At 61.2% G+C, this 22,742-nt stretch carries 16 protein-coding genes; 8 read left to right on the top strand and 8 right to left on the bottom strand.

Translation table 11 applies throughout. The features are described 5' to 3' along the window. Positions 1-530 precede the first annotated feature (530 nt). Positions 531-965: a hypothetical protein gene (locus tag NE852_RS30110; RefSeq protein ID WP_245270641.1), complete on the top strand. Its 435-nt coding sequence runs from the start codon at positions 531-533 to the stop codon at positions 963-965. Positions 966-1,100: 135 nt separating this feature from the next. On the opposite strand, the gene NE852_RS30115 is transcribed toward NE852_RS30110, so the two are convergent. After that, complete coding sequence (locus tag NE852_RS30115; RefSeq protein ID WP_037173686.1) at positions 1,101-3,563, bottom strand: glycoside hydrolase family 3 C-terminal domain-containing protein; 2,463 nt, start codon at positions 3,561-3,563, stop codon at positions 1,101-1,103. 195 nt (positions 3,564-3,758) lie between these two features. Between NE852_RS30115 and NE852_RS30120 the strand changes: the two genes are divergently transcribed. Continuing rightward, positions 3,759-4,397, top strand: a complete 639-nt coding sequence (locus NE852_RS30120; protein WP_008532021.1) for a TetR/AcrR family transcriptional regulator — start codon at positions 3,759-3,761, stop codon at positions 4,395-4,397. Between the two features lie 166 nt (positions 4,398-4,563). On the opposite strand, the gene NE852_RS30125 is transcribed toward NE852_RS30120, so the two are convergent. The 3 genes from NE852_RS30125 to NE852_RS30135 all read right to left on the bottom strand — a co-directional run bounded on the left by NE852_RS30125 (position 4,564) and on the right by NE852_RS30135 (position 10,993). Next, positions 4,564-5,286, bottom strand: coding sequence for an antitoxin Xre/MbcA/ParS toxin-binding domain-containing protein (locus NE852_RS30125; RefSeq protein WP_008532020.1), 723 nt, complete (start codon positions 5,284-5,286; stop codon positions 4,564-4,566). A 103-nt stretch (positions 5,287-5,389) separates the two neighbouring features. Continuing rightward, entirely contained in the window at positions 5,390-8,416 is a 3,027-nt protein-coding gene (locus NE852_RS30130) for a glycoside hydrolase family 38 C-terminal domain-containing protein (RefSeq protein WP_008532019.1), read from the bottom strand. A 282-nt stretch (positions 8,417-8,698) separates the two neighbouring features. Continuing rightward, positions 8,699-10,993: a PBP1A family penicillin-binding protein gene (locus tag NE852_RS30135; protein ID WP_037173676.1), complete on the bottom strand. Its 2,295-nt coding sequence runs from the start codon at positions 10,991-10,993 to the stop codon at positions 8,699-8,701. Between the two features lie 200 nt (positions 10,994-11,193). Between NE852_RS30135 and NE852_RS30140 the strand changes: the two genes are divergently transcribed. Next, positions 11,194-12,096 carry an alpha/beta fold hydrolase gene (locus NE852_RS30140; protein WP_258157188.1) on the top strand — a complete coding sequence of 301 codons (903 nt, stop codon included), beginning with the start codon at positions 11,194-11,196 and terminating at the stop codon, positions 12,094-12,096. A 44-nt stretch (positions 12,097-12,140) separates the two neighbouring features. Here NE852_RS30140 and NE852_RS30145 read toward each other — a convergent pair whose 3' ends face one another. The 4 genes from NE852_RS30145 to NE852_RS30160 form a co-directional block, all read right to left on the bottom strand. Then, on the bottom strand, positions 12,141-13,340 hold the full coding sequence (locus NE852_RS30145) for a mandelate racemase/muconate lactonizing enzyme family protein (protein ID WP_008532010.1): 1,200 nt from the start codon (positions 13,338-13,340) through the stop codon (positions 12,141-12,143). A gap of 15 nt (positions 13,341-13,355) precedes the next feature. Next, positions 13,356-14,717 (bottom strand): mandelate racemase/muconate lactonizing enzyme family protein, encoded by a 1,362-nt coding sequence (locus NE852_RS30150; protein ID WP_008532009.1) that lies wholly within the window; start codon positions 14,715-14,717, stop codon positions 13,356-13,358. 67 nt (positions 14,718-14,784) lie between these two features. Further along, positions 14,785-15,951, bottom strand: a complete 1,167-nt coding sequence (locus NE852_RS30155) for a mandelate racemase/muconate lactonizing enzyme family protein (protein ID WP_258157189.1) — start codon at positions 15,949-15,951, stop codon at positions 14,785-14,787. 53 nt (positions 15,952-16,004) lie between these two features. Further along, positions 16,005-16,715 (bottom strand): GntR family transcriptional regulator, encoded by a 711-nt coding sequence (locus NE852_RS30160; RefSeq protein ID WP_008532007.1) that lies wholly within the window; start codon positions 16,713-16,715, stop codon positions 16,005-16,007. 205 nt (positions 16,716-16,920) lie between these two features. Between NE852_RS30160 and NE852_RS30165 the strand changes: the two genes are divergently transcribed. The 5 genes from NE852_RS30165 (at position 16,921) to NE852_RS30185 (ending at position 22,740) form a co-directional block, all read left to right on the top strand. Continuing rightward, the gene (locus tag NE852_RS30165; protein WP_008532006.1) at positions 16,921-18,399 is read left to right on the top strand and encodes a sugar ABC transporter substrate-binding protein; all 1,479 of its coding nucleotides are present in this window, start codon (positions 16,921-16,923) and stop codon (positions 18,397-18,399) included. 75 nt (positions 18,400-18,474) lie between these two features. Beyond that, complete coding sequence (locus tag NE852_RS30170) at positions 18,475-19,434, top strand: carbohydrate ABC transporter permease (protein WP_037173670.1); 960 nt, start codon at positions 18,475-18,477, stop codon at positions 19,432-19,434. Further along, a complete protein-coding gene (locus NE852_RS30175) occupies positions 19,431-20,321 on the top strand; it encodes a carbohydrate ABC transporter permease (RefSeq protein ID WP_008532004.1) in 891 nt (296 codons plus the stop codon). The genes NE852_RS30170 and NE852_RS30175 overlap by 4 nt, the downstream gene beginning before the upstream one ends. A gap of 124 nt (positions 20,322-20,445) precedes the next feature. Further along, complete coding sequence (locus NE852_RS30180; protein WP_258157190.1) at positions 20,446-21,543, top strand: ABC transporter ATP-binding protein; 1,098 nt, start codon at positions 20,446-20,448, stop codon at positions 21,541-21,543. 33 nt (positions 21,544-21,576) lie between these two features. Beyond that, positions 21,577-22,740: a mandelate racemase/muconate lactonizing enzyme family protein gene (locus tag NE852_RS30185; RefSeq protein ID WP_258157191.1), complete on the top strand. Its 1,164-nt coding sequence runs from the start codon at positions 21,577-21,579 to the stop codon at positions 22,738-22,740. The last annotated feature ends 2 nt before the right edge of the window (positions 22,741-22,742 follow it).

The following is a 22,742-nucleotide window of genomic DNA, read 5'->3' on the forward strand; positions in this document are numbered from 1 at the left end:
GAATAAAAAGCCGAAATGCAATGCGAGCGTTATAACTTCCAAGTGTGCTTGACGGTAATGCAATCCTATGTGGTTTGCAAACGGATTTCAGCGCGCCTCCACAACTAAAAAAGTGTGCAGAAACAGTCATGCCTAACAACCCGTGAAGCGCCCGCGTGCATCCCGCCGCTTAACCCAGGACAACCGGCTTTCCCGGTAGTATTTCGAGCCAGCAGGCAAACAACGCCGCCCATTTATCCCGGCACGACGCCCGTTCAGCGCCTTGAGATCAGTATTTCCGGATGGAACCGGTACCCCTGTCGATCGCCGCCGCCCGCTTGAAATCGGCGGCCTCCGCGGTGCTTGCGGACCAGCGGCGACCAGCCTGATGTGATGGTTGCAAATTCTTCATGCGATCACTTTAGGGATGCATACGTCACTCCGTGCGCATGTCCCACGCCACTGGAATGACGAGACGGAAAGATAGGAAAACGATGACACGTCGATACATTACACATCATATTGGGTCCGCAGCAATTTGCCTCGCCATGATGGCCGGATTGGCGGTTTGCACCGCGTCGGCAGCCGCCCCGCCGGTGGCGTCAGGCAAGACCGATATCGCCATCAAGGCTTTCAAAGACCTTTGCCTGAAAACCGCTCCGTCCTTCACGGCTGGGATCAGCGGCGCCAAGCGCTATGGCGTCACGGACTTCTTCGATCTGAACGGCGGCAAGGACGGCAACACGAAGGATAATTCCATGTCCGTGCAGATCAAGCCGGGCCGCGAATGCGCCATCACCAGCCCCAACCGCAGCGACCCGACCCTGCACGACCAGTTCCTGCGCACCGTCGCCGAATTCGCCGACCACGTCCCGATGAACGACAAGCCCAACCAGCCCTTCGTCGCGATCATCAAGGGCAAGCGCTTCATCTTCCAGCATGACCGCAACGGCGGCGAAGCCTATGTCATGATCCCGCAGAAGTAACGTTCGACCGGCGCGAGTAGCATCAGCCCCCCGCGAGATCGACCAAGCGAGGCAGCACCGGGCGCGTCCATGTTTAATGGGCGCGCCGACCAGCAGCAGGCTTGCCGGTGGGTATGCATCGGGCCTTTCTGCCGCTTAGTACGACGTCGGCAGCAGATAGCCGGAGGGCGAGGGCAGGTCGATGACGGACCTGACGTCGGCGGCATTCGCCGCCACGATCAGCTGATAGGTCCCCGCTTCGGCCCGGAAGGCGCCGGTCTCGATGTCGAAAAAAGCGAGATCGCGCGGGGTGATCTTCAGCGTGGCCGTGCCGGTTTCGCCGGGCTGCAGCGAAAGCTTTGCGAAGGCGCGCAACTCCTTGTCCGGGCGTTCCACCTTCGCCTTCGGCGAACTGACATAGAGCTGGACAAGTTCCGAGCCGGGCCGGTCGCCTATATTGGTGACGTCGATGCTGACGGTCACGCCTTCGGAACTCATTTCGCTCGCCGAGAGCCGCGGTTCGCTCCAGCGGAAGCGCGTGTAGCCAAGGCCGAAGCCGAAGGGGAAGAGCGGCTCGACGGCGCTGACATCGTGATGGCGGTAGCCGACGAAGACGCCTTCGGCATAGCGCACATGCCCGTCCTTGCCGGGATAGACGGCGGCATCGCCTGTGATGGCGGAATTGTCGGAAAGCGCCTTCGGGAAAGTCTGCGGCAGGCGGCCGCCGGGCTCGGCATCGCCGAACAAGACGTCGGCGACGGCATTGCCGAGTTCCTGGCCGGGATACCACATCTGCAGCACGGCGCGGACCTTGCCGAGCCAGGGCATTTCGATGGGGCCGCCGGTCTGCAGCACGACGACGGTGTTGACGTTTGCGGCCGCCACCTTCTCGATCAGCTCCTCCTGGCGGCCCGGTAGCCGCATGTCGGGCAGATCAAGTCCTTCCGTGTCCCACTCGCCGTCGCGGCCGACGAAAAGAAGGGCCACGTCGGCATTGCGGGCCGTCTCGACCGCGGCCTCGATATCGGCCTCGCCGAGCGGCTTTTCGACGCCGAAACGGACGGCGATGAGATTGATCCCCTCCTCGCTCGCTGTGGACGGCTCATATTCTACGGTGATTTCGTAGGAACGGTCCGCTTCGAGCGTCATCGCGCCGCGCTGTTCGTCATTGGCGGTGCCGAAATAGTTCTCGCCGCGCGTCCAGCCCTCACGGCCGTCGACCGTGAGCTCGCCGTCGACGAAGAGCCGCGCCAGCCCGGCATTGGTCATGCCGAATACATGCTCGCCGGCCTCTTCCGGAGCAAACTGCATCGTCATGCGGGCCGAGAAATCGGCGGGATCGAGTTCGCCTGACGGCAGCTCGAACCAGAAGAATTCGCCCTTGTCGACGATCTCGACATGGAGGGGATCGCCCTTGCAGCCGCGCCCCTTGAAATATTCGACTGCGATCTTGCCCTTGAACACGTCGATCAGGCGGTTATGGCGGCAGCCGACCGCGTGGCTGATGCTGTTGGCATTGGAAAGAGCCGCGCGAATGCCTTCGAGCGGGCTCACCGTATAATGGGCGGCGATCTGCGCGCTGCCGCCGCCCATGACCCGGGCGCTCGCGGCATTCGGCCCGATGACGGCGATCCGGTCGAGCGAAGTCTTGGCAAGCGGCAGGATGCCATCATTTTTGAGGAGGACCGCGCCTTCGGCGCCGAGACGCCGGATCAGCGCCCGGTCTTCGGGCAGGTCGATCGCCCGTTCCGTGAGATCGGGTTTGCTTTTGAATGCGCCGACCCGCTCGAACAGCAGCAGCATGCGCCGGGCCGCCGCCCGCACAGTCGCTGCTTCCACCTTGCCTTCCCGCACGGCGGCAACGAGTTTTTCGCCGCGGTCGCGCGCCGGGCCTGGCATTTCGAGATCGAGACCGGCATTGATCGTCTCGGCGGTCGAATGCGAACCGAACCAGTCGGACATGACGATGCCGTCGAAGCCCCATTCCTCACGCAACACCTTGGTCAGCAGCCAATGATGCTCGCTCGTATAGGTGCCGTTGAGGCGGTTGTAGGAAGACATGACGGCCATCACGCCGGCGCGGCGGACGGCCTGTTCGAAGGGCGGGAGGTAGATTTCGCGCAGCGTTCGCTCATCGATGTCGGACGACATGGTCTGCCGCTCGATCTCGGATTCATTGCCTGCAAAATGCTTGATCGTTGCCGCGATCCCCTCGCCCTGCACGCCCTCGATATAGGCGACGGCGAGTTCTGATGTCAGCATCGGATCTTCGGAGTAACATTCGAAATTGCGCCCGTTGAGGCCGGAACGATGAATGTTCACCGTCGGCGCGAGCAGTACGGCAGCACCCTTGCTCTTCGCCTGGCGCCCAAGCGCCCTGCCCATCTGCCTGATGAGATCGGGGTTCCAGCTGGCGCCGAGCGCGATGGCGACAGGAAAACAGGTCGCCTTGACGCCTGCGACCAGCGAACCGGCGCCGCGGGCGCCGTTCGGCCCGTCCGTGACCTTGATCTTCGGCACGCCGAGGCGCTCGACGGGAACGGTCGTCCAGAAATCGGCGCCTGATAGCAGCGAGACCTGCTCTTCGAGCGTCATCTTGTCGAGAATGGAATCGATCATGCAAACCTCCCGTTCGAAGACATTGCGAGCGCCGCAAGCCATCCGTCGGGCTTGGGTCGCCTTCAGCAATTATTAAACCTACCGATTACTCGGTAATTTTAAGATGTCAACCGGCCGAGCGTGTTGTATGAATGGATGCTGCAGAAATCGGCCGGAGGCTTGCCGATCGCCGGGGGAAGAGGCAGACGGGAGACCATGGCAGAACTTTCAAAAGCAGACACCGGAGAGACGCAAACGCGCCGGCGCCGCTCCCGCAAGGGAGAGGAGCGCCGCGCGGAAATCCTGGCGGCAGCGATGCGCCGCTTTGCCGAAGACGGCTACCAGAGTGCCGCGATCGGCGACATCGCCCGGGATGTCGGCCTGTCGCTGCCCGGCCTGCTGCATCATTTCCCCACGAAGGTCGATCTGCTGCTCGCGATCCTCGCCAAGCGCGATCTCGATAGCGCTGACTTCATCGGGCACTATCGCTCTGATCTCAGCGCCCTGCTGAAGGGCATGGTCGAGGTCTTCCGCCGCAACGCCGGAATGATCGAGGTCGTCAGGGCCTTCGCCATCCTGAATGCCGAGAGCCTGATGAAGGATCACCCCGCCAAGGCCTGGTTTCTTGGTCGCGCCGTGGAGATGCAGAACGGCATCGCCGCGACCTTCGAGCGGGCGATCGCCGACGGTTCGATCGACAACAAGACCGACAGCCGCGCGATGGCCGCCGAACTGATCGCCGTGATGGACGGCCTGCAAATGCTCTGGCTGCGCGACCCCGACCGCTTCGACATGGTCGGCGGCCTGGAAGCCTATGTCAGCCGATTGCTGGCGAGTCTCGGCTTGCAGCCGTGACCGCCGGTCGAGCCGGCGGGATCTCACCAGCCGGACATCATTCCGCGTCCATGACAGTAACCTGCAGCCCATCGAGGATGAGAGCGAGCGGCGCGCGCGATGATCCTGACATAGTCGGTGACATCAGCCCGAACGGCGAGACGTTGCAGGACTGCTTTGTCGGGCCTCATTGCGCGGCGAAATAGGTCTGAGCCGCGTCGATGACCTCGTCCGCGCGATCCTGTTTCAGGAGGTCTATGGGCCTGCGCCCGCCCAGCATGGGGTTCGGCTGGGTGAGCCACAGCCATGCGACCCGCTGATTGGAAACGAGCGCGGCGACCGTTGCTATGCCGCTTGCGGGACGCCCGTCGATGAATTGTTCGATCGGATAGACGTGCTTTCTCGTTCCCTTCAACAGTGCGATGACCTCGCCGGCATGCTGCCAGCGATTGAGCGTGGAGCGCGCGACTCCAAAATCGCGCTGGATTTCGCTGGCGCCGGCAACCGGCCCAGCCCAATCCTCCAGCCTGCGGGCGATCGCCAGTTCGCCCAGCAATCGCGCGCCCTCCTCGGCCGTGACGATCTTCCCGAGCCCTTCGCCGCCGGAGGGTTCCACAGCCTTTGGAACCTCGAGGGCGATCTTGCCGCTGCCGGGCGCATCGGTGAACGTCTCGACCAGACCACGAATGCGGCGGGCAAGTTCACCCTGGCGCTTGCTGAGCTCGCGCCGCACGCTGACGGGAAGATCGACAATCGCCGCGGCCGCCGCGCCCGCAATACTGGCCGACAGGGCCACCGAGCCGGACTCGAATGTGGCATCGGCTTTCAGCACGTCGGCGACTTTGGCGGCGACGCGATCGGCGACCCTTGCCTGACGCGCACGGTGCAGCCGCACCTCAGAACCAGCCATGATACTATCTCCGTTCCTACACGAACTGATATAGTCTCAAATGGCCAATTTGTCCAGTTTGTCCCATTTTGGGCGCCGCCGCAAGCGGATGGGGCAGGCGTGATCAGCCCTTTTGCAGCCTCCAGCTCCTGATTTCGAAAGGCATGATGTCGGCGGAGCCTTGGCGCTCCATCGGCTCTTCGAGAATGCTGAGCGGCTGCGACGCCGTCCATCCCGAAGGCAGGGTAAGCGAAAAGCGGCCACGCCGGCCGGCGGGTTCATAGAGGCGCAGGATCAGGCCCTCGCCCTCCTCCGCCGGCTTCAGGCCGGAGAAGGCGACAGGGGTGCCTGCGACCGTCAGCGGCGAGAAACTGCCGGCGGAAAGGCCGTTGGTTTCGGCCGTCACCAGCGGCTGGTTCAGGTCAAGCGCCTCGTCGAGGACGCCGCCTTCATGCCAGGCGCCGTCATGCGGCATCAGCGCATAGGTGAAGCTCTGCTCGCCTTCGTCGGCCAAGGGATCGGGGTAGATCGGCCCGCGCACCAGGCTCATGCCGATCACATTGCCGCGGGCGCTGTGGCCATATTTGGCATTGTTGAGGAGCGCCACGCCGAAGCCCGGCTCGCTGATATCGACAAAGCGATGGGCGGCGGCCTCGAACATCGCCTGTTCCCAGGAGGTGTTCGTGTGCGTTGCCCGCTCGACGATGCCGAAGGCGCATTCGAAGGTCGCCTTGCGGGCCTGGACGTCGACCGGATTCAGAGTGCGCAGCAGCGTGCGGCGGTCGTGCCAGTCGATCGTCGTTTCGATATCGAGCCGGCGGGCATTGGCTGTCAGAACATAGGTCTGCGTGACGCTCGAATTGCGGTAGCGGTGCACGACGCGGATCGCCGCGCGGTGAGGGCCGCTTTCGACGAGGCTGATGCTTTCGGGCGCTTCGAGACGGACGCCCTTTTCGGCATAATCGGCATCGACATCCCAGGCGTCCCAGTTGCGCGGCTTGTCGGCCGGATAGACCCAGAGCTGGTTGGCGGAGCCATCGACCGCCTCGCGGCCGCTCGCCTTGTGGATGAGGCTGGCAACGGCCCCGTCGCTGCCGATGACGACCGAGAGATGATCGTTTTCGAGGCGATCGGAACTTGCCTTCAGCCCGCCTGCCGGCCGCAGCGCGCTGCTATCGAAGACCGCGACGGACAAGGGAGCAACGATCTCGGCTGATGAAAGCGCCGTGCCGTCGGCAAGCGTTGCGTTCAGCGGCCGGGCCGCAAGTGACGGATTGACGACGATGAGCGCGTCAGTGACGCCGCCCTTCGGCAGAGTGGCCGAGAGCGCCTGCAGGGCCTTGTGCTGCTCGGCCTTGGCATGGTCGATAACGCCGCCGAGCTCCTGCTCCGCATCCTGATAGACTTCGCGGATGCTCGAACCCGGCAGAATGTCGTGGAACTCGTTCTTCAACACCACGCGCCAATCCGTCTCGAGACTCCGGGGCTTCTCCGCGCCGAGCATATGGGCGAGCGAAGCGAGCGTCTCAGCGGTGATGAGCGCGCGTTCGGCGTGGCGGTGCTTGCGCTTGACGCCGCTTTGCGTCGTCAGTGTCGCGCGGTGCAGTTCGAGATAGATTTCGCCATCCCAGACGGGAAGCTTCTTCTCCGATGCGGTCTGGTGCGCCTGCTCGTAGAAGCCCTTGACAGTGCCCCAGCGCGCTTGCGGGATGGCGGGGAAATCGCGCAGTTGCACTTCGCGCTCCACCATCTCGGGCGTGACCCCGCCGCCGCCGTCGCCGTAACCGACGGCGAGAAGCGAGGCGTGATGCTGCGTCTTGCCGCGGAAATTCTTCCATGTCGGCAGGTAGCAATCCGGCTGCACGAAGCCGTTATAGCCCTGCATCGGATTGTCGAAGGTATGGGTCAGCACCCGGCTGCCGTCGAGGCCCTTCCACCAGAAGAGATCGGAGGGGATGTGGTTCGTCTCACTCCAGTTGACCTTGATGGTGAAGAAGCTGTCGATGCCGCCCTGTTTCAGGATCTGCGGCAGCGCCCCGGAGAAACCGAAGCAATCCGGCAGCCAGCAGACCGTATGGCGCGCGCCAAACGTCTTTTCGAAGTAACGCTGGCCGTAGAGCACCTGGCGGACGAGGCTTTCGCCGGTCGGCATATTGGTGTCGGGCTCGACCCACATACCGCCGACCGTCTCCCACTTCCCGTCCGCGACCTCCTTCTTGATGCGCTCGAGAAGCTCGGGATCTTCCTCTCCCATCTGCGCGTAATAATGGGCAGTCGACTGGTTGAAGCGGAAATCCTCCGAACGCTCCATCAGCGAAAGCGCCGTGTTGAACGTGCGCCGCATCTTCCGCCGCGTCTCGCGATAGGGCCAGAGCCAGGCGAGATCGATATGCGCATGGCCCGTCAGCACCAGTTCGCCATTCGGAGGAAAGCGCTTTTGCAGTTCCTTCAGCCGCACCGTCAGGGCGTCGAAGGCTGCAGCTGCCGAAGCGCTCTCCTCGTCCGTGAGACCCGCCGGATTTTCCTGAAGCTCCGGCAGTTCCCAGATCTTCTGCTGCATGACGGCGTCTGATGTGCGGGAGATGTAAGCCGCCGTATCCGACGGCCAGTCGAGGCTGCGCAGCGTGCGCTCGGCAGCGTCCACCATATGCGGCACGACCTCATGCTCGCCGAGCGCGCCGATCGCCTCGGCAACCTGCTTCAGGAGAAGGTGCAAGCGGTGCACGGGGCCGTCGCGCCAGATCAGCCGGGCCTTGTTGAGCCTCGGCGCGCGGTTCGGCTCGCCGAAGGGAAAGCGGGCAACGCTTTCCGTCGCAATCGAGAAGCGGCGGCCTTTCACCGGGAATTCCTGATGGTAGGGATCGAGACCGAATGTCTCGCTCTCGCCGTCGGGGTAGCTCAGCGTAATCAGGCTCTCGCCGCCGAGATCGAGCTGCAGGCGGATATCTTCAAGAGGCCAGCCCTCCGGCGCTTCGGCGCTCGCGGCAAAATGCACGACCCCATTGCGATGCGGCCAGTCCTGGTGATGGGCGATCGGCTCGCCCTCGAACGTCCAGCCATCGATCGGGCTGCTATACCGGTCCCGCCAATGCGCGAGCTCTGTGATACGGACCTTCAGACTGTCGAAGCGTTGGGCGATGGTGAGCGGCATGGCTTATCCTGTTGAAAATCGGCGGTGGACGATCCGGAATCATGGCTTTGGGAGATGAAGATGGTGCGACAAGGATCGCAAATGCCGGCCCCTCCTCCCAACGGGTCCTGCCGATGCTTAGATTAAGTAACTTTGATTTGGCGTCAAGTCCGGAAGAAATTCGTTAAGTCATCGATACAGCGGGAGTCGATGTTCCGATATGTCTTCCATTTGTCATCGCACAATCACATCACCGCTCATCAGGCAGTGACCGCTTGCCGTGACGAGCCCGGCCGCACCCCGTCACTTTTCACAGAGCCGTCGACCGCCAGAGTACGGCTGATAGGTACAATCGGACGGCCGGAAGGAGCGATAGCTGCGTGAGCAGGCGGTGATGTTGCAGGACTGCGCCGCGCCTTGGGCGCCGTTTGCCGCTTCTGTCGATCGCACACCATCCAGAGGTTCGGCCGCCGCCTCGCGTATGAAGTCCCGCCAAATATGCGCTGGCAGGGCGCCCCCCGTCACCCCTTTCATCGGCGTGTCGTCATCATTGCCAACCCAGACGCCGACGACGAGCGATTCCGTGAAGCCGACGAACCAGGCATCGCGATTATTCTGGCTGGTACCAGTCTTGCCGGCCGCAAAGGTGCCGGGATCTGCTCCACGTCCAGTGCCGCGCTCGACCACCAACTGCAGGAGCTCGAGGAGATTGGACTGGTAGGGCGAAAGATCGACACTCGGCTTTGATTGTGCCCCTACCCGAAAGGCCTTGGGCTGTCCTGCCGCTTGGAAGTCGATGATACCCCATGGCTTGACGGGCGCCCTGCCGAGTTGGACGGACGCATAGGCGCTGGTGAGATTAAGCAGATTTACTTCGGATGTGCCAAGCGCCAAAGACGGGGTATTGGCAAGCGGCGCATCAATGCCGAGCTCGCGCGCTGCGGCAATTACTTGGTCCATCCCAACCTCTTCGGCAAGCGCTACTGACGCAGCGTTGAGCGATCGCGCGAACGCTTCGGCAAGCGTTACCCAACCGCGATAGTTGCCGCCCGAATTTTCCGGCGACCAGCCGTCGACGTCAATTGGCGCATCCAGAACCTGGTCGGCCAGGGTGAGCCCAGCTTTCAGTGCTGCGTAATAGACGAATAGCTTGAAGGTGGAACCCGGCTGGCGCATCGCGGTGACGGCCCGGTTGAACTGGCTTGCCTTGTAGTCTTGCCCACCAACCATGGCAACGACCGCGCCGTCCGGCGTCATCGCGACCAAAGCGGCCTGCGATGCTCCGACTGCGTGTCCTTCCCCGTTCAAGGCGCTCTTCACGACTTTTTCTGCGATCTGCTGCAACTGCGGCACCAGCGTCGTGCGCACCGTCGTCGAACCTGGCGAGGCGCCGGCGATCTCGCTCGCCTGCGGCGAAATCCAATCGGCAAACCAGCTTCCGGAGCGTGGTGTCGGCGTCGTTGGATGCAGCTTGGCAAAGCTCGCCTTCGCCTCCGCCGCCTCTGGCGCGGTTATCTTGCCATTGGTCGCCATCGCATCGAGCACGACCGTGGTGCGCTGACGGGCGCCTTCAAAATTGTCGATGGGATTCCATTGGCTGGGCGCCCGCAGCAACCCCGCCAGCATCGCCGACTCCGGCAGGTCAAGGGCACCGATATCCTTGTTGAAATAGATCCGCGCGGCGGCAGGCATGCCGGTTGCGCCCGCGCCAAGATAGACGCTGTTGAGGTAGCGCGTCAGGATTTCCCGCTTGCCGAGCTTCCATTCCAACCAGACGGCGATGACAACTTCCTGGATTTTTCGTTTTATCGTTCGATCGCTGTCGAGGTATTGCAGCTTGATGAGTTGCTGGGTGATTGTGCTTCCACCCTCTACCACCGAGCCAGCCTCCAAGTTCCGGAGGAACGCCCTGCCGATCCCCCTGGGGTCAACGCCGAAATGATCCATGAACCGGCGGTCCTCGATCGAAAGGACGGCATCAATCAGATGGGACGGGAACTGGCCGTATTGGGCGTATGGCCCTTGATAGGGGCCCTGTCTTACCAAAGGCCCGCCATCTGCGGTTTCCAGCACCACGATAGGCTTTAACGTTCCGTCACGTATTTCGCTCCAGGGGACATCTTTTAGTGCCCACACCAGCATACTGGCCACGAGGAGACAGACCAGCAAAACCGCGCCCATAGCGAACTTCCACCAGCCCGCCCGAAGCGATCGGCGCTGGCGACTTTCCCGCGGATGGGCACCCCGATCGCGAATAACGCGCCCGGCTCGGGCTAGAGCAGCGCTCGCCAATTTTGTTGGGATTGATGAGGTGACCAGCCGCATCGACCTTCCTAGCTTCCGCCTCAAAAACGAAGTGGCTGCCTTGGTCCTCGCCAATCCAGAACTCGCCTGCAAATCTTGGAGCAGCGCACGTAATAGATTGCTTGCCGCCTGCCGAGTTTGGCCGAAGGATCCGTGCTGAAGTTGTGGATCTTCGGCCTGGGTGGTTCCCGTCGAATTCGAAGCGGTTCTTTGAGTTGTCGAATCTGCTGGCTGATTGCGACCCGTGGCCGGGTTGCCTGCACTTTCGTCAGAGGAGTCGGGAGGACTAGGCATCGGTTACCGATAGAAAGCCAACGTAGCGTAAAACTTTATAGCCCGCCGAAGCTGAGTGTTCTACGGCAAAAGGTCTCAATCGCTTCGAGGAGTTTGCCGATTGCCGCCGCTTACCGGCGGCACCCTACGGGTGGAGCAGCCCTGTTGAGCCGGGCGTGAGCGTGGCGGAACCGAGAACGCGCTGCGGCGTTTGTTGGATCATGTTGAAGCACCAGGCATTGCAGCCCCGGATCGGCAAGATCTACCACGTCGACAAATATCAGGTGCATGTTCTGGAGAGCGGCGACTTGAATGCAAGTCCGGTGCTTGTGCTCCATGGCTGCGGGAGCCTGGCCGAGGAGGTTCTGCTTCCCTTTGCGCAGAGCGAGTTCCGGATAGTGGCGCCCGATCGTCCCGGTTACGGCTTCAGCGACCCGCTTCCTCCGGCAGAACGGGGACCCGTCGGCCAGTCGATCTGGCTCGAACGGCTGCTCGATGCATTGGGCCTGCGCGGGATCCCGGTGGTCGCGCACTCCATCGGTTGCGCGCCGGCACTGCATCTGGCTGCGCGGCGGCCGGAGCTGGTCAGCGGATTACTGCTTATTTCGCCTTGCTGCAGGCCTGTTCCTTCGAAGTCCCTACCACTCCTGCGGGCGTCCGCAGCTCCGGTGGTCGGATCATTGATCCGCCGGTACGTGATCAGCCGATGGGCGGACTTCTTTCTTGATCGCGGCCTGAAATCCTCATCATATCCGAACCCCTTGCCTCCTCATCTGTCGACGCTGCCAGCCGCTCATGTGGTCAATCCGGGCGCGATCGAGACGATGGCGAACGAGCTGCGAGCGTTCAACAGGGACATGGAGCTTTTGCAGAACCTGCCCGGCGATCTTCCACTGCACGTCCTGTTCGGCACGGAAGATCGCATCATTCAGCCGTCCTGGCATATCGACTGGCTCAGGCAGAAGCACCCCTGTCCGATCGTCAGATTGATCGAGGGCGTCGGCCATCTTCCCCATCATGTGGCGCCCGGCGTCGCGCGCCAGATGCTGAGCTCCCTTGCGCGGGAGCAAGCGCACCTGATTTCACAGCGGCAGCCTCTCTCCGGTGCCGCGGCCGCTGGATAAACGGCGGACGATACTATCAACGCAACATGCGTGGCCGCTCCTCTTCAGTCGAAAAAGCCGGCATCCTCTTCCATGAGATATTTCCTGGCTCCTTCGGCGTCGATGTCTAGCCCCAATCCTGGCGCTTCCAGCAGGTCCACCATGCTGTCCTTGACGATCTGCGACGGCAGGCCGATGACCAGATCCTCCCACCAGGGGTCGGAAGCCGTCGGATATTCGAAAGCGATGTAATTTGCCGGCAGCGTGGCGCAGACGTTGATCAATGCGCCGAGGCCGAGCAGCCCGTTAGCCGTGCCGTGCGGCGACATCAGGATTGAGTGCATGTAAGCGTGCTCGGCGACCCATTTGAGCTCGGCAATGCCGCCGATATCGGCTGGGTCGGGCCCGATGACGCGTACCGCCTGCGTCTCGATCAATTCCTTGAAATTGTGCCGCAGGTAGATTTGCTCACCAGTATGGATCGGGGTTGAGGTGGAGGTTGTCAGCTCCCGATAGGCCTGCGGGTTGACCCACGGCACGTAATCGCCTGTCAGCATGTCCTCGAGCCACATCAAATTGTACTTCTCGACCGCGCGAGCGAACCTGATCGCATCGGGCAGCATCCAGCCCGGGCCGCAGTCGAGCGCCAGGCTGACCTTGTCGCCCAGCACTTCCTTCATCGCGATCACACAGTCGAGCATATGGTTGAAGCCGCGCTCGCTGATCACGCCCTGGTCCATGGCTCCGTGATAACCGGCCTTCTTTTGCGTCACGCCGTAGTGGAAGTCCTCGATGCTGTCCTTCATGTTGGAATGGAACGAGATACCTTGCTTGATCATGAAGAAGTTCTGGGGCTGCTCCATCATCCACTTGACGTCAGCGGCGTAGTCCTCCGGCCGATCGCCAGTGCGTTTCCGGCGAACCGAGCCGTTATAGACGCGGACTTTGTCCCGCACTTTGCCGCCGAGCAGTTTATACGCGGGCACGCCCGCAGCCTTGCCTGCGATATCCCACAGCGCATGCTCGATCGCGCTCACCGCCGCGCCATACGGCTTGAAGGAGCCCCGCTGGCGGATTTTCAGCATGACTCTTTCGACGTCGGTCGGGTCCTCGCCGATCAGCGCCTCACGGAAATGCAGTACAAATGGCTTGAGGTACGTCTTGGTGAATTCGACTTCGCCCAGGCCGTAGAGGCCCTCGTCCGTGATGATCCGGACGATCGGGTGTCTGCCGATAACGGCACAGCGGAGATCAGTGATCTTCATCTTCTTTCCCTTGCCTCAGCTCCAGGTGCGATCCCAGGAATACTCGTTGTCCCAGTGATCGGTAGGCTGCCAGATGCCGGCGACGCCCGGCTGCAGATGCTGCAGGATCACCTCGTCGACCACATCGTCGATCCCGAGGCCCGGCTTGTCCGGAACGGTGATGAAACCGTTCTTCACCAGCGGCCTGGGAAGACCGGTGACGATATCGTCCCACCAGTCGACATCGGCGGAATGGTATTCGACCGCCATGAAATTTTCGGTCGCGGTCGCGACATGTGCGGCGGCCATCGCCGCGATCGGACTTTCCGCCATGTGGATGGCCATGGCGACACCCCGATCCTGCGCCATGTCGCCGATCTTCTTGGTCTCGAGGATGCCCCCACTCGTGAGCAGGTCCGGGTGGATGACGGAGACACCGCCGCTATTGAGCAGCGGCTCGAAGCCCTCCTTGAGGTATATATCCTCGCCGGTGCAGATCGGCACCGTGGTGGCGTCCTGGAGTTGTCGGTATTGCTCGGTATACTGCCATGGGATCACATCCTCGAGCCAGGCCGGCACGTATTTTTCAATTCGCCTGGCAAGGCGAATGCCGTTCTGCATCGAGATATGGCCGATATGGTCGATCGCCAGCGGCACATCCATGCCGATCACTTCACGCACTTCGGCGATATATTGCTCGAGCAGATCGAGGCCCTTGTCGGAAAAGTGGAGCCCGGTAAACGGGTGCTGGACGTTATGCAGATCGTATGCAGCGTTGCGGAGACGCCGCTCTTCAATAGTCTTCAGCGGGCCGCGACGGGGACCTTCGCGGTATCCTTCCAGTGAGCCGGCAGGAAACACGACCGCACCGGGGACATCAGCGATCTGCATCAGACCAAGATCCATCTTGAGGAAGGTGAAGCCAAGCTCCATGCGCTGCTTGAGGCGCTTGCCGGTCGCCGTGCCGCTCGGCACCGCGGCATCGGTATCGCAATAGACGCGCACTTTGTCTCGAAAACGGCCGCCAAGCATCTGGTAGATGGGAACGCCATAGGCCTTGCCGGCAAGATCCCACAAGGCGATTTCAATCGCCGATACGCCACCACCTTGCCGGCCGTGGCCGCCGAACTGCTTGATCCGGCGAAACAGGCGGTCGATGTCGCAAGGGTTCTCGCCAAGCAACCGGCTCTTCAGCATCAGTGCGTAGGTGGCGCTGGCACCGTCGCGCACCTCGCCAAGCCCGACGATGCCCTGGTTGGTGTAAATCTTGAGCAGCACTGAGGTGAACGGCGCGCCAACAATTTCGGCGATCCGCATGTCGGTGATGCGAAGGTCTGACGGCTTGGAATGCGTGTTTACCCGATTGAGCGCCTCGTCGGCTCCATGTGCCTCTGACATGATTTATCCTCGTTTTGGCGGGCGGGGCATGTCGCCGCGCGCGCTGGGCGGCGTAGAGCGTTGCTGACTAGTCCAGCTCTATCTCGTGGCTTTGAAGGTAGTCGCGGTTCATTTCGACGCCGAGACCAGGCTTGGTCGTAAGCTTGAGGCTGCCGTTGGAAACATCGAGTGGTCTGTCGATGAGGTGATCGTATTTGCCCAGGTTCCATTCCGAGGTTTCGAGCTTGTAGAAGTTGGGAACGGTCATCATTACCTGCGCTCCGGCAACCACGTTGATCGGCCCTGCGGCGTCATGCGGCGAGACGGGAATGTAGTAAGCTTCGCATAGGGCAGAAATCTTCTTGAGTTCGGTAATGCCGCCGGTCCAGGTGACATCAGGCATGATGTAGTCGGCGAGCCTGTTTTCGAGCACCGGCACGAAATCCCACTTCGTGTGGCCGCGCTCGCCCCACGAGATAGCCGCGCTGACCTTCTCACGGACCTGCTTGAGGGCGTTAAGGCTCTCGGGTGGACAGGGCTCCTCGAACCAGTCGATCTGACCAGCTTCCTCGAGGCTCCGGCAAAGGCGAATGGCTGTGGGAACGTCGAAGCGGCCGTGCGCATCGATGAGGATGTCGACATCGGAGCCCGCGGTTTCGCGGATCAGGGCCGTGAGTTCGGCCGCCTCGCGCTCATCTTTGCGGGTCATGCTGCCATCAAGATAGCCGTCCCGTTGTTCGCGCGGCTGTCCATCGGCGGTGCGGCCCTGATGGGGGAAAGGATCGAACTTGAGCGCAGTGTGGCCGGATTCGACAATATCTCGAATTTCCCGGACCACTGCCTCCTTGCTGGTAAACTTGCGCTGGTCGGGATGTGTGTAGAGCGAAATTTCATCGCGTACCGCTCCGCCCAACAGCTCGTAGATCGGCTGACCAAGGACTTTGCCGCGGATGTCCCAGAGGGCTATGTCGATGGCGCTTATGCATTCGACTGCGGCGCCGCGACTGCCCATGTAGGTGAAGCTGCGGAATATCTTGTGCCACAGATACTCGATCCGCGCCGGGTCTTCGCCCGTAATAGCGGCGCCGATCTGCCGCAGGATCGTGCAGAGGGCGCGATTGGCGAGCCTTGTCGTGGTGGTGATTTCGCCCCAGCCGCTCGCCCCCTCGTCGGTCGTCACTTCGACGAACAGGAACTCTCCCCAATAAGAGGCATCGGATCTGATGAGCCACGGCCGAACGCTGGTGATTTTCATCTCAACTGCCTTTAACTGAAGTGGTGGGGATAACGATGTTCAGTCTATGGATTCTATCCTGCCCGAGCGGCACTACGCGCACGCATGTGTTCGAGGATGTGCCGGCCGGAGCCTTCGACATGGCGCGCAATGAGGTCGGCTGCCTCGTTTGCATGTCCCGCCTTTACATGCGCGATGAGTTCGCGATGCTCGCTAATGATCGCGGCGCGTCGGGCCACCGTGAAGTTGAAACGCCGGCTTACGGCTCGAAGCACTTCGCGATGCTTCCACCAAAGCTCGGCGGCATGGCGATTGTAGTGCTTCTGGTACATTACCGTGTGAAAGGCGGTGTCCAACTCGCTGTGCCTGAACGGGTCGGCGAAGTTGTTTTCTTCAATCAGGCCCTGGACGCGTTCGAGTTCTGCAATGTCCTCGACGGTGGCCATATTCACGAACCATTTCGTCAGCGCCGGCTCGATCAAGACACCGATCTCGTAGATGTCCCGGACGAAATCCTGATCTATGGGCCTCACACGCGCTCCACGGTTGGGAACGAAGGTGACAAAGCCCTCCCCGCGCAACAGTTGCAGAGCCTCGCGCACGGGGTTGGTTGACGTGCCGTGGCGCCGGGCGAGATCGGTGACAACAAGCCGCTCGTTGGCAGCGAGCCGCCCTTCGATGATGTCGTCCCGGATCAGCTGGTACAGCGAGGCGCCCTCGCTGGAGGCCCCGATAGCGTCGATGCCATCGGGCGGCTGTGCTTTGAAATCGCTTGTTTCGACCAAGACTGTCCCCAAAAAATACACAGATCATTCGGTTATCACACGAAGTTTCCGCAAACAATGTACGATTTCTATCATTGACAGGCAATCTTTGATCTGAAAACGTATGATCAGGTCCAAGGGATACATTCGGAAAGTCCCGCGGCCGGGGAGCAATGACCGCTCGCCTGACGCCGAGCGGCATGGGAGAGAACCTGGGAGGTTACCTATGACGAGGATTTCACTCGGCCGTGCCGTCCTGCGCGGCACTGTCTCGACTGCTTTAATGGTATCTCTGATGTCCGTGCCTGCGCTGGGTGCCCCGGTCGATCTCAGCAAGTGGTCGCCGGAATATGTTCGCTCCATCGCCGGCACACAGGATTTTGACACGGCCGGCGATTGCGCCAAGGTCACCCCGCTCGACTACAAGGGGCGGCTGACGTTCTGGTATCAGGGCGTGTTCGAGGGCGACCCCGACCTCCTGCGGCAGTATTACAAGGACTTCTTCGAGACCTTCCGCAAAACTTACCCAAACATCCAGCTTGAGGAACAAGCCCTCACCTACAACGACCTTCTGGACAAGTTCCGGACCGCACTTCTGGGCAATGCAGCGCCGATGGCGGTCCGCCTGCAGATCCTTGGTGGCACCGAATTCGCCTCAAAGGGCTATTTGCAGCCGCTCAAGCCTGAGGATGTAGGATATTCGACCGAGGATTTCTGGCCCGGCGCGATGAAAGCTGTAACCTGGGACGGGGTGACCTACGGGATCCCAACCAATAACGAGACGATGGCGTTTATCTGGAATGCCGATGTCTTCAAGCGTGCAGGCCTCGATCCGGACAAGGCTCCGGCAACCTGGGACGACGTTGTCAAATATTCCAAGCAAATCCACGACAAGCTCGGCATTGCCGGTTACGGCCTCGTGGCGCGCAAGAATGCCGGTAATACGCCGTACCGTTTCATGCCGCAGTTGTGGGCCTATGGCGGCGGCGTCTTTGACGAGGCCACTGCGAGCCCGACCTATAAGCAGGTCGAGCTGAACAGCGCGCAGAGCAAAGCGGCGCTGCAGGCCTCGTACGATATGTATGTTCGCGACAAGTCGGTTCCGGTTTCGGCACTCACCAACCAGCAGGCCGATAACCAACCCCTCTTCCTGGCCGGCCAGCTCGGCATGATGATCTCGCACCCGTCCGACTATAACGTCATGCTCGACCTGCAGAAGAAGACGACGGGCAGCGACAAGGAGAAAGCGCAGACCGTCATCGACAACATGCGCTACGGCCTGATTCCGACAGGCCCTGATGGCAAGCGTGCCGTCGTGTTCGGCGGCTCCAACATTCACATCCTGAAGCCTGAATACGTCGAGGGCGGCAAGGTAGACGAGCCGGCTGCAAAGGCTATCATCTGCATGTGGACAAGCCCCGAATGGTCGCTGAAGATGGCCTATGCCGGCTCCAACCCGGGAAACCTTAACGGCTTCAAGACCAAATGGATGAAGGAACGTCTTGATAACATCAAGTTCCTTGATGTCACGACGTCGATGCTGCCATACGGCATCCCGTTTCCGGCGCTGCCACAGTCGCCTGAGATCATGAATATCATCGTACCGGACATGCTGCAGAATGCCCTGACGGGAGCCATGTCCGTCGACCAGGCAGCGGACGACGCGGCCAAAAAGGTCAAAGCTCTGATGGATGGTGGCCTCTAGTCCAAGCCTGACCACGATCTGACCGGCTGCGCCGAGACTGCAGCCGGTTTCTTTCCAAGAACGAGGGCAGGCACAGTGACGATCTTGACTGGCAAGGCCGAGGCTCGCCGAAGACTGCAACCCGACAGGTTGGGAGTGCTGCGAAAGATTTGGGAGCACCGCGCCGACTACGCGTATGTGCTTCCCGCGATCGCAGTGATGCTCATCGTCATCGCCTACCCTATCTACTACACAATCGAACTGTCGTTCTTCAATACACCGCCCGGTCTGCAGCTCCGGGACAAGATTTTTGTCGGCATCGACAACTACACCGCCATCCTCACAAGTCCGGTGTTCTGGAAAGTCACCTCGAACACTCTTATCTGGACACTGGGGTCCACTCTCATTTCATTTGTCCTGGGGTTTGCCTGCGCACTGGCGCTCCATCGCGACTTTGTCGGCCGCGGAATCCTGCGCGCCATCCTGATCATTCCCTGGGTCATCAGCGCGGTCGCCGCATCCTATATATGGAAGTGGATCTACCATTCGGACTTTGGGATCATCGGCGCGGTGCTGGTCGGCCTCGGATTGACCGATCGGCCGCCGAATTTCATCGACAGCGTCAGCACGGTGCTGCCCTCGCTGATCGTCGTCAATATCTGGCGAGAGTTTCCGTTTGCGATGATCATGATGATGGCTGGCCTGCAGACGGTTCCCGACCAATTGCTGCGCGCCGCAAAAGTCGACGGAGCCAATGCATGGCAGCGGTTCTGGCACGTCACCTTTCCGCATTTGAGAAACGTCTCGACCGTGACGATCCTTCTGCTCGCAGTGGCCAATTTCAATTCTTTCATCATCCCATGGATCATGACCGGCGGCGGGCCGTCGAACGCATCGCATATCTGGATCACCCACATTTATGAACTCGCCTTCGGCCGCCAGCGCTGGGGGGTGGCATCGGCCTATTCGGTGCTGCTGTTCCTGATCCTGATGTCGCTCGGCTACTTCTACGTCCGTGCGCTGAGCGGTAACGAACAGAGGGGTGGAGGCGAATGAGCGCGATTGCCGAGACGGTTCATCGAAGCCAGGCGCGTTCCCGTGCGCGCATCGATGGATGGCGGTGGGGCGGACGTGTCTTCCTTGTGTTCATGCTGCTTTACACCGCATTGCCGATGATCTGGATGCTGATCACCTCGATCAAGTCCGGGTTCGCGGCCATGCAATTCCCGCCGCAGTGGTGGCCGGACCAACCCACCCTCGCCAGCTATCAGAAGCTGCTCGATCCGCAAAACAGCGTCGGCCAGGATTTCCTGCGCTTCTTCTGGAACAGCCTTTTCGTTTCCTCTGCCACGACCATCCTTTCGGTGATCGTGGCGGTTCCTGCGGCTTACGCGTTTTCGCGCTTCACCTTCCCGGGCCGGAACTTTCTGTTCTTCGCCGTCCTGCTTCGCAACATGTTCCCGGCCGTGATCTTTCTCGTGCCGCTCTTCATCCTGATGCGCGCGATCGGGCTGGTGAACACGCATGGGTCGCTCGTCCTCACCTACCTTACATTCGGCCTGCCGCTGGCAATCTGGCTCCTCAAGGGCTTCTACGACAATATCCCGGTGCAACTCGAGCAGGCCGCACGCATCGACGGAGCAACGCGGTTCCAGGCCTTTTTCCTGATCGTGATGCCGCTCTCGGCGCCGGGAATCATCGCCACGGCGATCTATTCCTTCATCGGCGCGTGGAACGAGTACATCTACGCCTACACCTTCCTCTCCAAGAACGAGCAGTTGACGCTGCCGGTCGGCATCCAGCGCTTCTTCTCGGAAAACACGACGGACTTTCCGGGCCTGATGGCAGCAAGCTTCATGATGAGCGTGCCCGTCGTGGTCCTGTTCCTCGTTCTTCAACGATACTTCGTACGCGCCCTCACGGAGGGCGCAGTCAAGCACTAGAACAGGATGATTTTAGGCCCTGCTGGCCTAAAATCTGAATCCTGTTCTAAATTAAAGAGTTAGAGCATGATGTCGTGAGAAAACCGCTCACAATTTTCGGCATTATGCTCTAGGGGAGTTGCCGGTGGCCCACGTGGTCCTCAAAGATCTGGTCAAGACCTATGGCGCCTTCAAAGCTGTCAACGATGTTTCGCTGACGGTCAATGACGGCGAGTTCGTTGCGCTCGTCGGCCCTTCAGGCTGCGGCAAGACGACCACGCTCAATCTTGTGGCGGGGCTCATCCCGGTCACATCCGGCGACATCGTCATCGGCGACCAGGTGGTCAACGATCTCGATCCCAAGGACCGCGACATCGCGATGGTGTTCCAGAACTACGCGCTCTATCCGCAGAAATCGGTCTACAAAAATCTGGCATTCCCGCTGCAGATGCGCAAACTGCCGCGGGACGAGATCGACAAGAAGGTCAGGGAAGCAGCGCGCGTACTCGACATGACGCAACTGCTCGAGCGCAAACCACGCGAACTTTCGGGCGGGCAACAGCAGCGCGTGGCGCTCGGCCGTGCCCTCGTTCGCGATCCGGCGGTATTCCTGATGGATGAGCCGCTTTCCAACCTCGACGCAAAGCTGCGCGTGCAGATGCGCTCGGAGATCAAGCGTTTCCACCAGGATCTCAAGGCGACGATCATCTATGTGACGCACGACCAGCTCGAAGCCGTAACCATGGCCGACAGGATGGCGGTGATGAACGGCGGCTACCTGCAGCAATACGATACTCCGGCGCAGGTTTTTGCCCATCCGGTGAACATGTTCGTCGCCAGCTTCGTCGGCAGCCCGGCGATGAGCCTCGTCCCACTGGAGGCGTCAACGGCAGGCGGCGAGACCGTGTTGACCAGCGCGGAGGGCTGGCGCCTCGAGCTTTCGCCAAAAAACGCCCAGAAGGTCGCAAGGTCATCCACCAGGAAAGTCGTGCTCGGCGCACGCCACTCGACGATCAAGCTGCATAAGAGTGCGATGCCTGGAAGCGTCCCTGCCAAGGCCTACACGGTGGAGCCGACCGGAGATGTCACTTTCGTACAGGCATTTCTCTCCGGCGCCATCGTCAATGTCAGCGTGCCGCCGACCATTGCCGTCGCGCCCGACGAACAGATCTGGCTCGAATTCGATCAGGAGCGGATGCATCTGTTCGACGGCGAAACGGAAATGGCCCTCAAGGCCGACTGAGACCAGGCGGAGATGTGTGAAACGAGGGCGTGGATGACTGCGAAGCTTAAAATCACGGCGATCAAACCCTATCCGGTATGGGTAGGAACGCGCAACCAGATGCTGGTCAAGGTGGAGACCGACAACGGCATCTTCGGCTGGGGGGAGAGCGGCCTGAGCGGCCGCGAGAAGGCCGTCACCGGCGCGATCGAGCACTATCGCGAGTTTCTCATCGGCCGAGACCCGATGCAGATCGGTCGGATCTGGCAGGAAATCTACCGCAGCCAATATTTCGAAGGCGGGCGCGTTCTGCAGGCGGCGATTTCCGCGATCGACATTGCCCTCCACGACATCAAGGGCAAGGCGCTGGGCGTGCCGGCCTACGAACTGCTGGGCGGCAAGCAGCGTGACCGCATCCCGACCTTCGCCTCGACGGGCGACGAGGCCGAGGGCGATGTTGCCATCGAACGAGCCCGCGAACTCCATGCACAGGGGTGGCAGGCGATCCGCTTCTTCCCCATCGGGCAAAGCAGCAAGGACATCTTTGAGCCGCGGGAGTCGATCGGGCCTACCGCACGGATGCTGAACAAGGCGCGCGAGGCACTCGGCGACGACGTCGTCCTCGGCATCGACTATCATCATCGGCTGTCGGTGGCAGAGGCGGCGAGCTTCTGCAGCAAGCTCGGCCGTGGCGTGCTTGATTTCCTCGAGGAGCCGATACGAGATGAAACGCCGGAGGCCTACGAATCCCTGCGAGGGATGACCGACATCCCGTTTGCCATCGGAGAGGAGTTTGCCAGCAAGTGGCAGTTCCTGCCCTATATCGAGCGTGGCATCCATCAGTTCAACCGGCTCGATGTCTGCAACGTTGGTGGGCTCACCGAAGCGATGAAGGTCGCTGGCTGGAGCGAGGCGCACTATGTCGACCTGATGCCGCACAATCCCCTCGGCCCAGTCTGCACGGCCGCGACCATCCATTTCGCCGCCGCGGTCCCGAATTTCGCCTGGCTCGAGACCAGGGCGCCCGAAGCAAAGCTCGGCTTCGACAATTCCGACTTCTTCCCCGTGCAACCACGGCTCGCCGGCCCCGACTATCCGGTGAGCGATCTGCCGGGGCTCGGCATCGAGGTCAACGAAGAGGCGGTCAAGGCGGAGAGCTTTCGTTTCTGGGAAGCGCCTCACCTGAAGCACCGCGACGGTTCTGTCACAAACTGGTAGCT

Origin of the sequence: Rhizobium sp. Pop5 (assembly GCF_024721175.1) — a bacterium.
Taxonomy (GTDB): domain Bacteria; phylum Pseudomonadota; class Alphaproteobacteria; order Rhizobiales; family Rhizobiaceae; genus Rhizobium.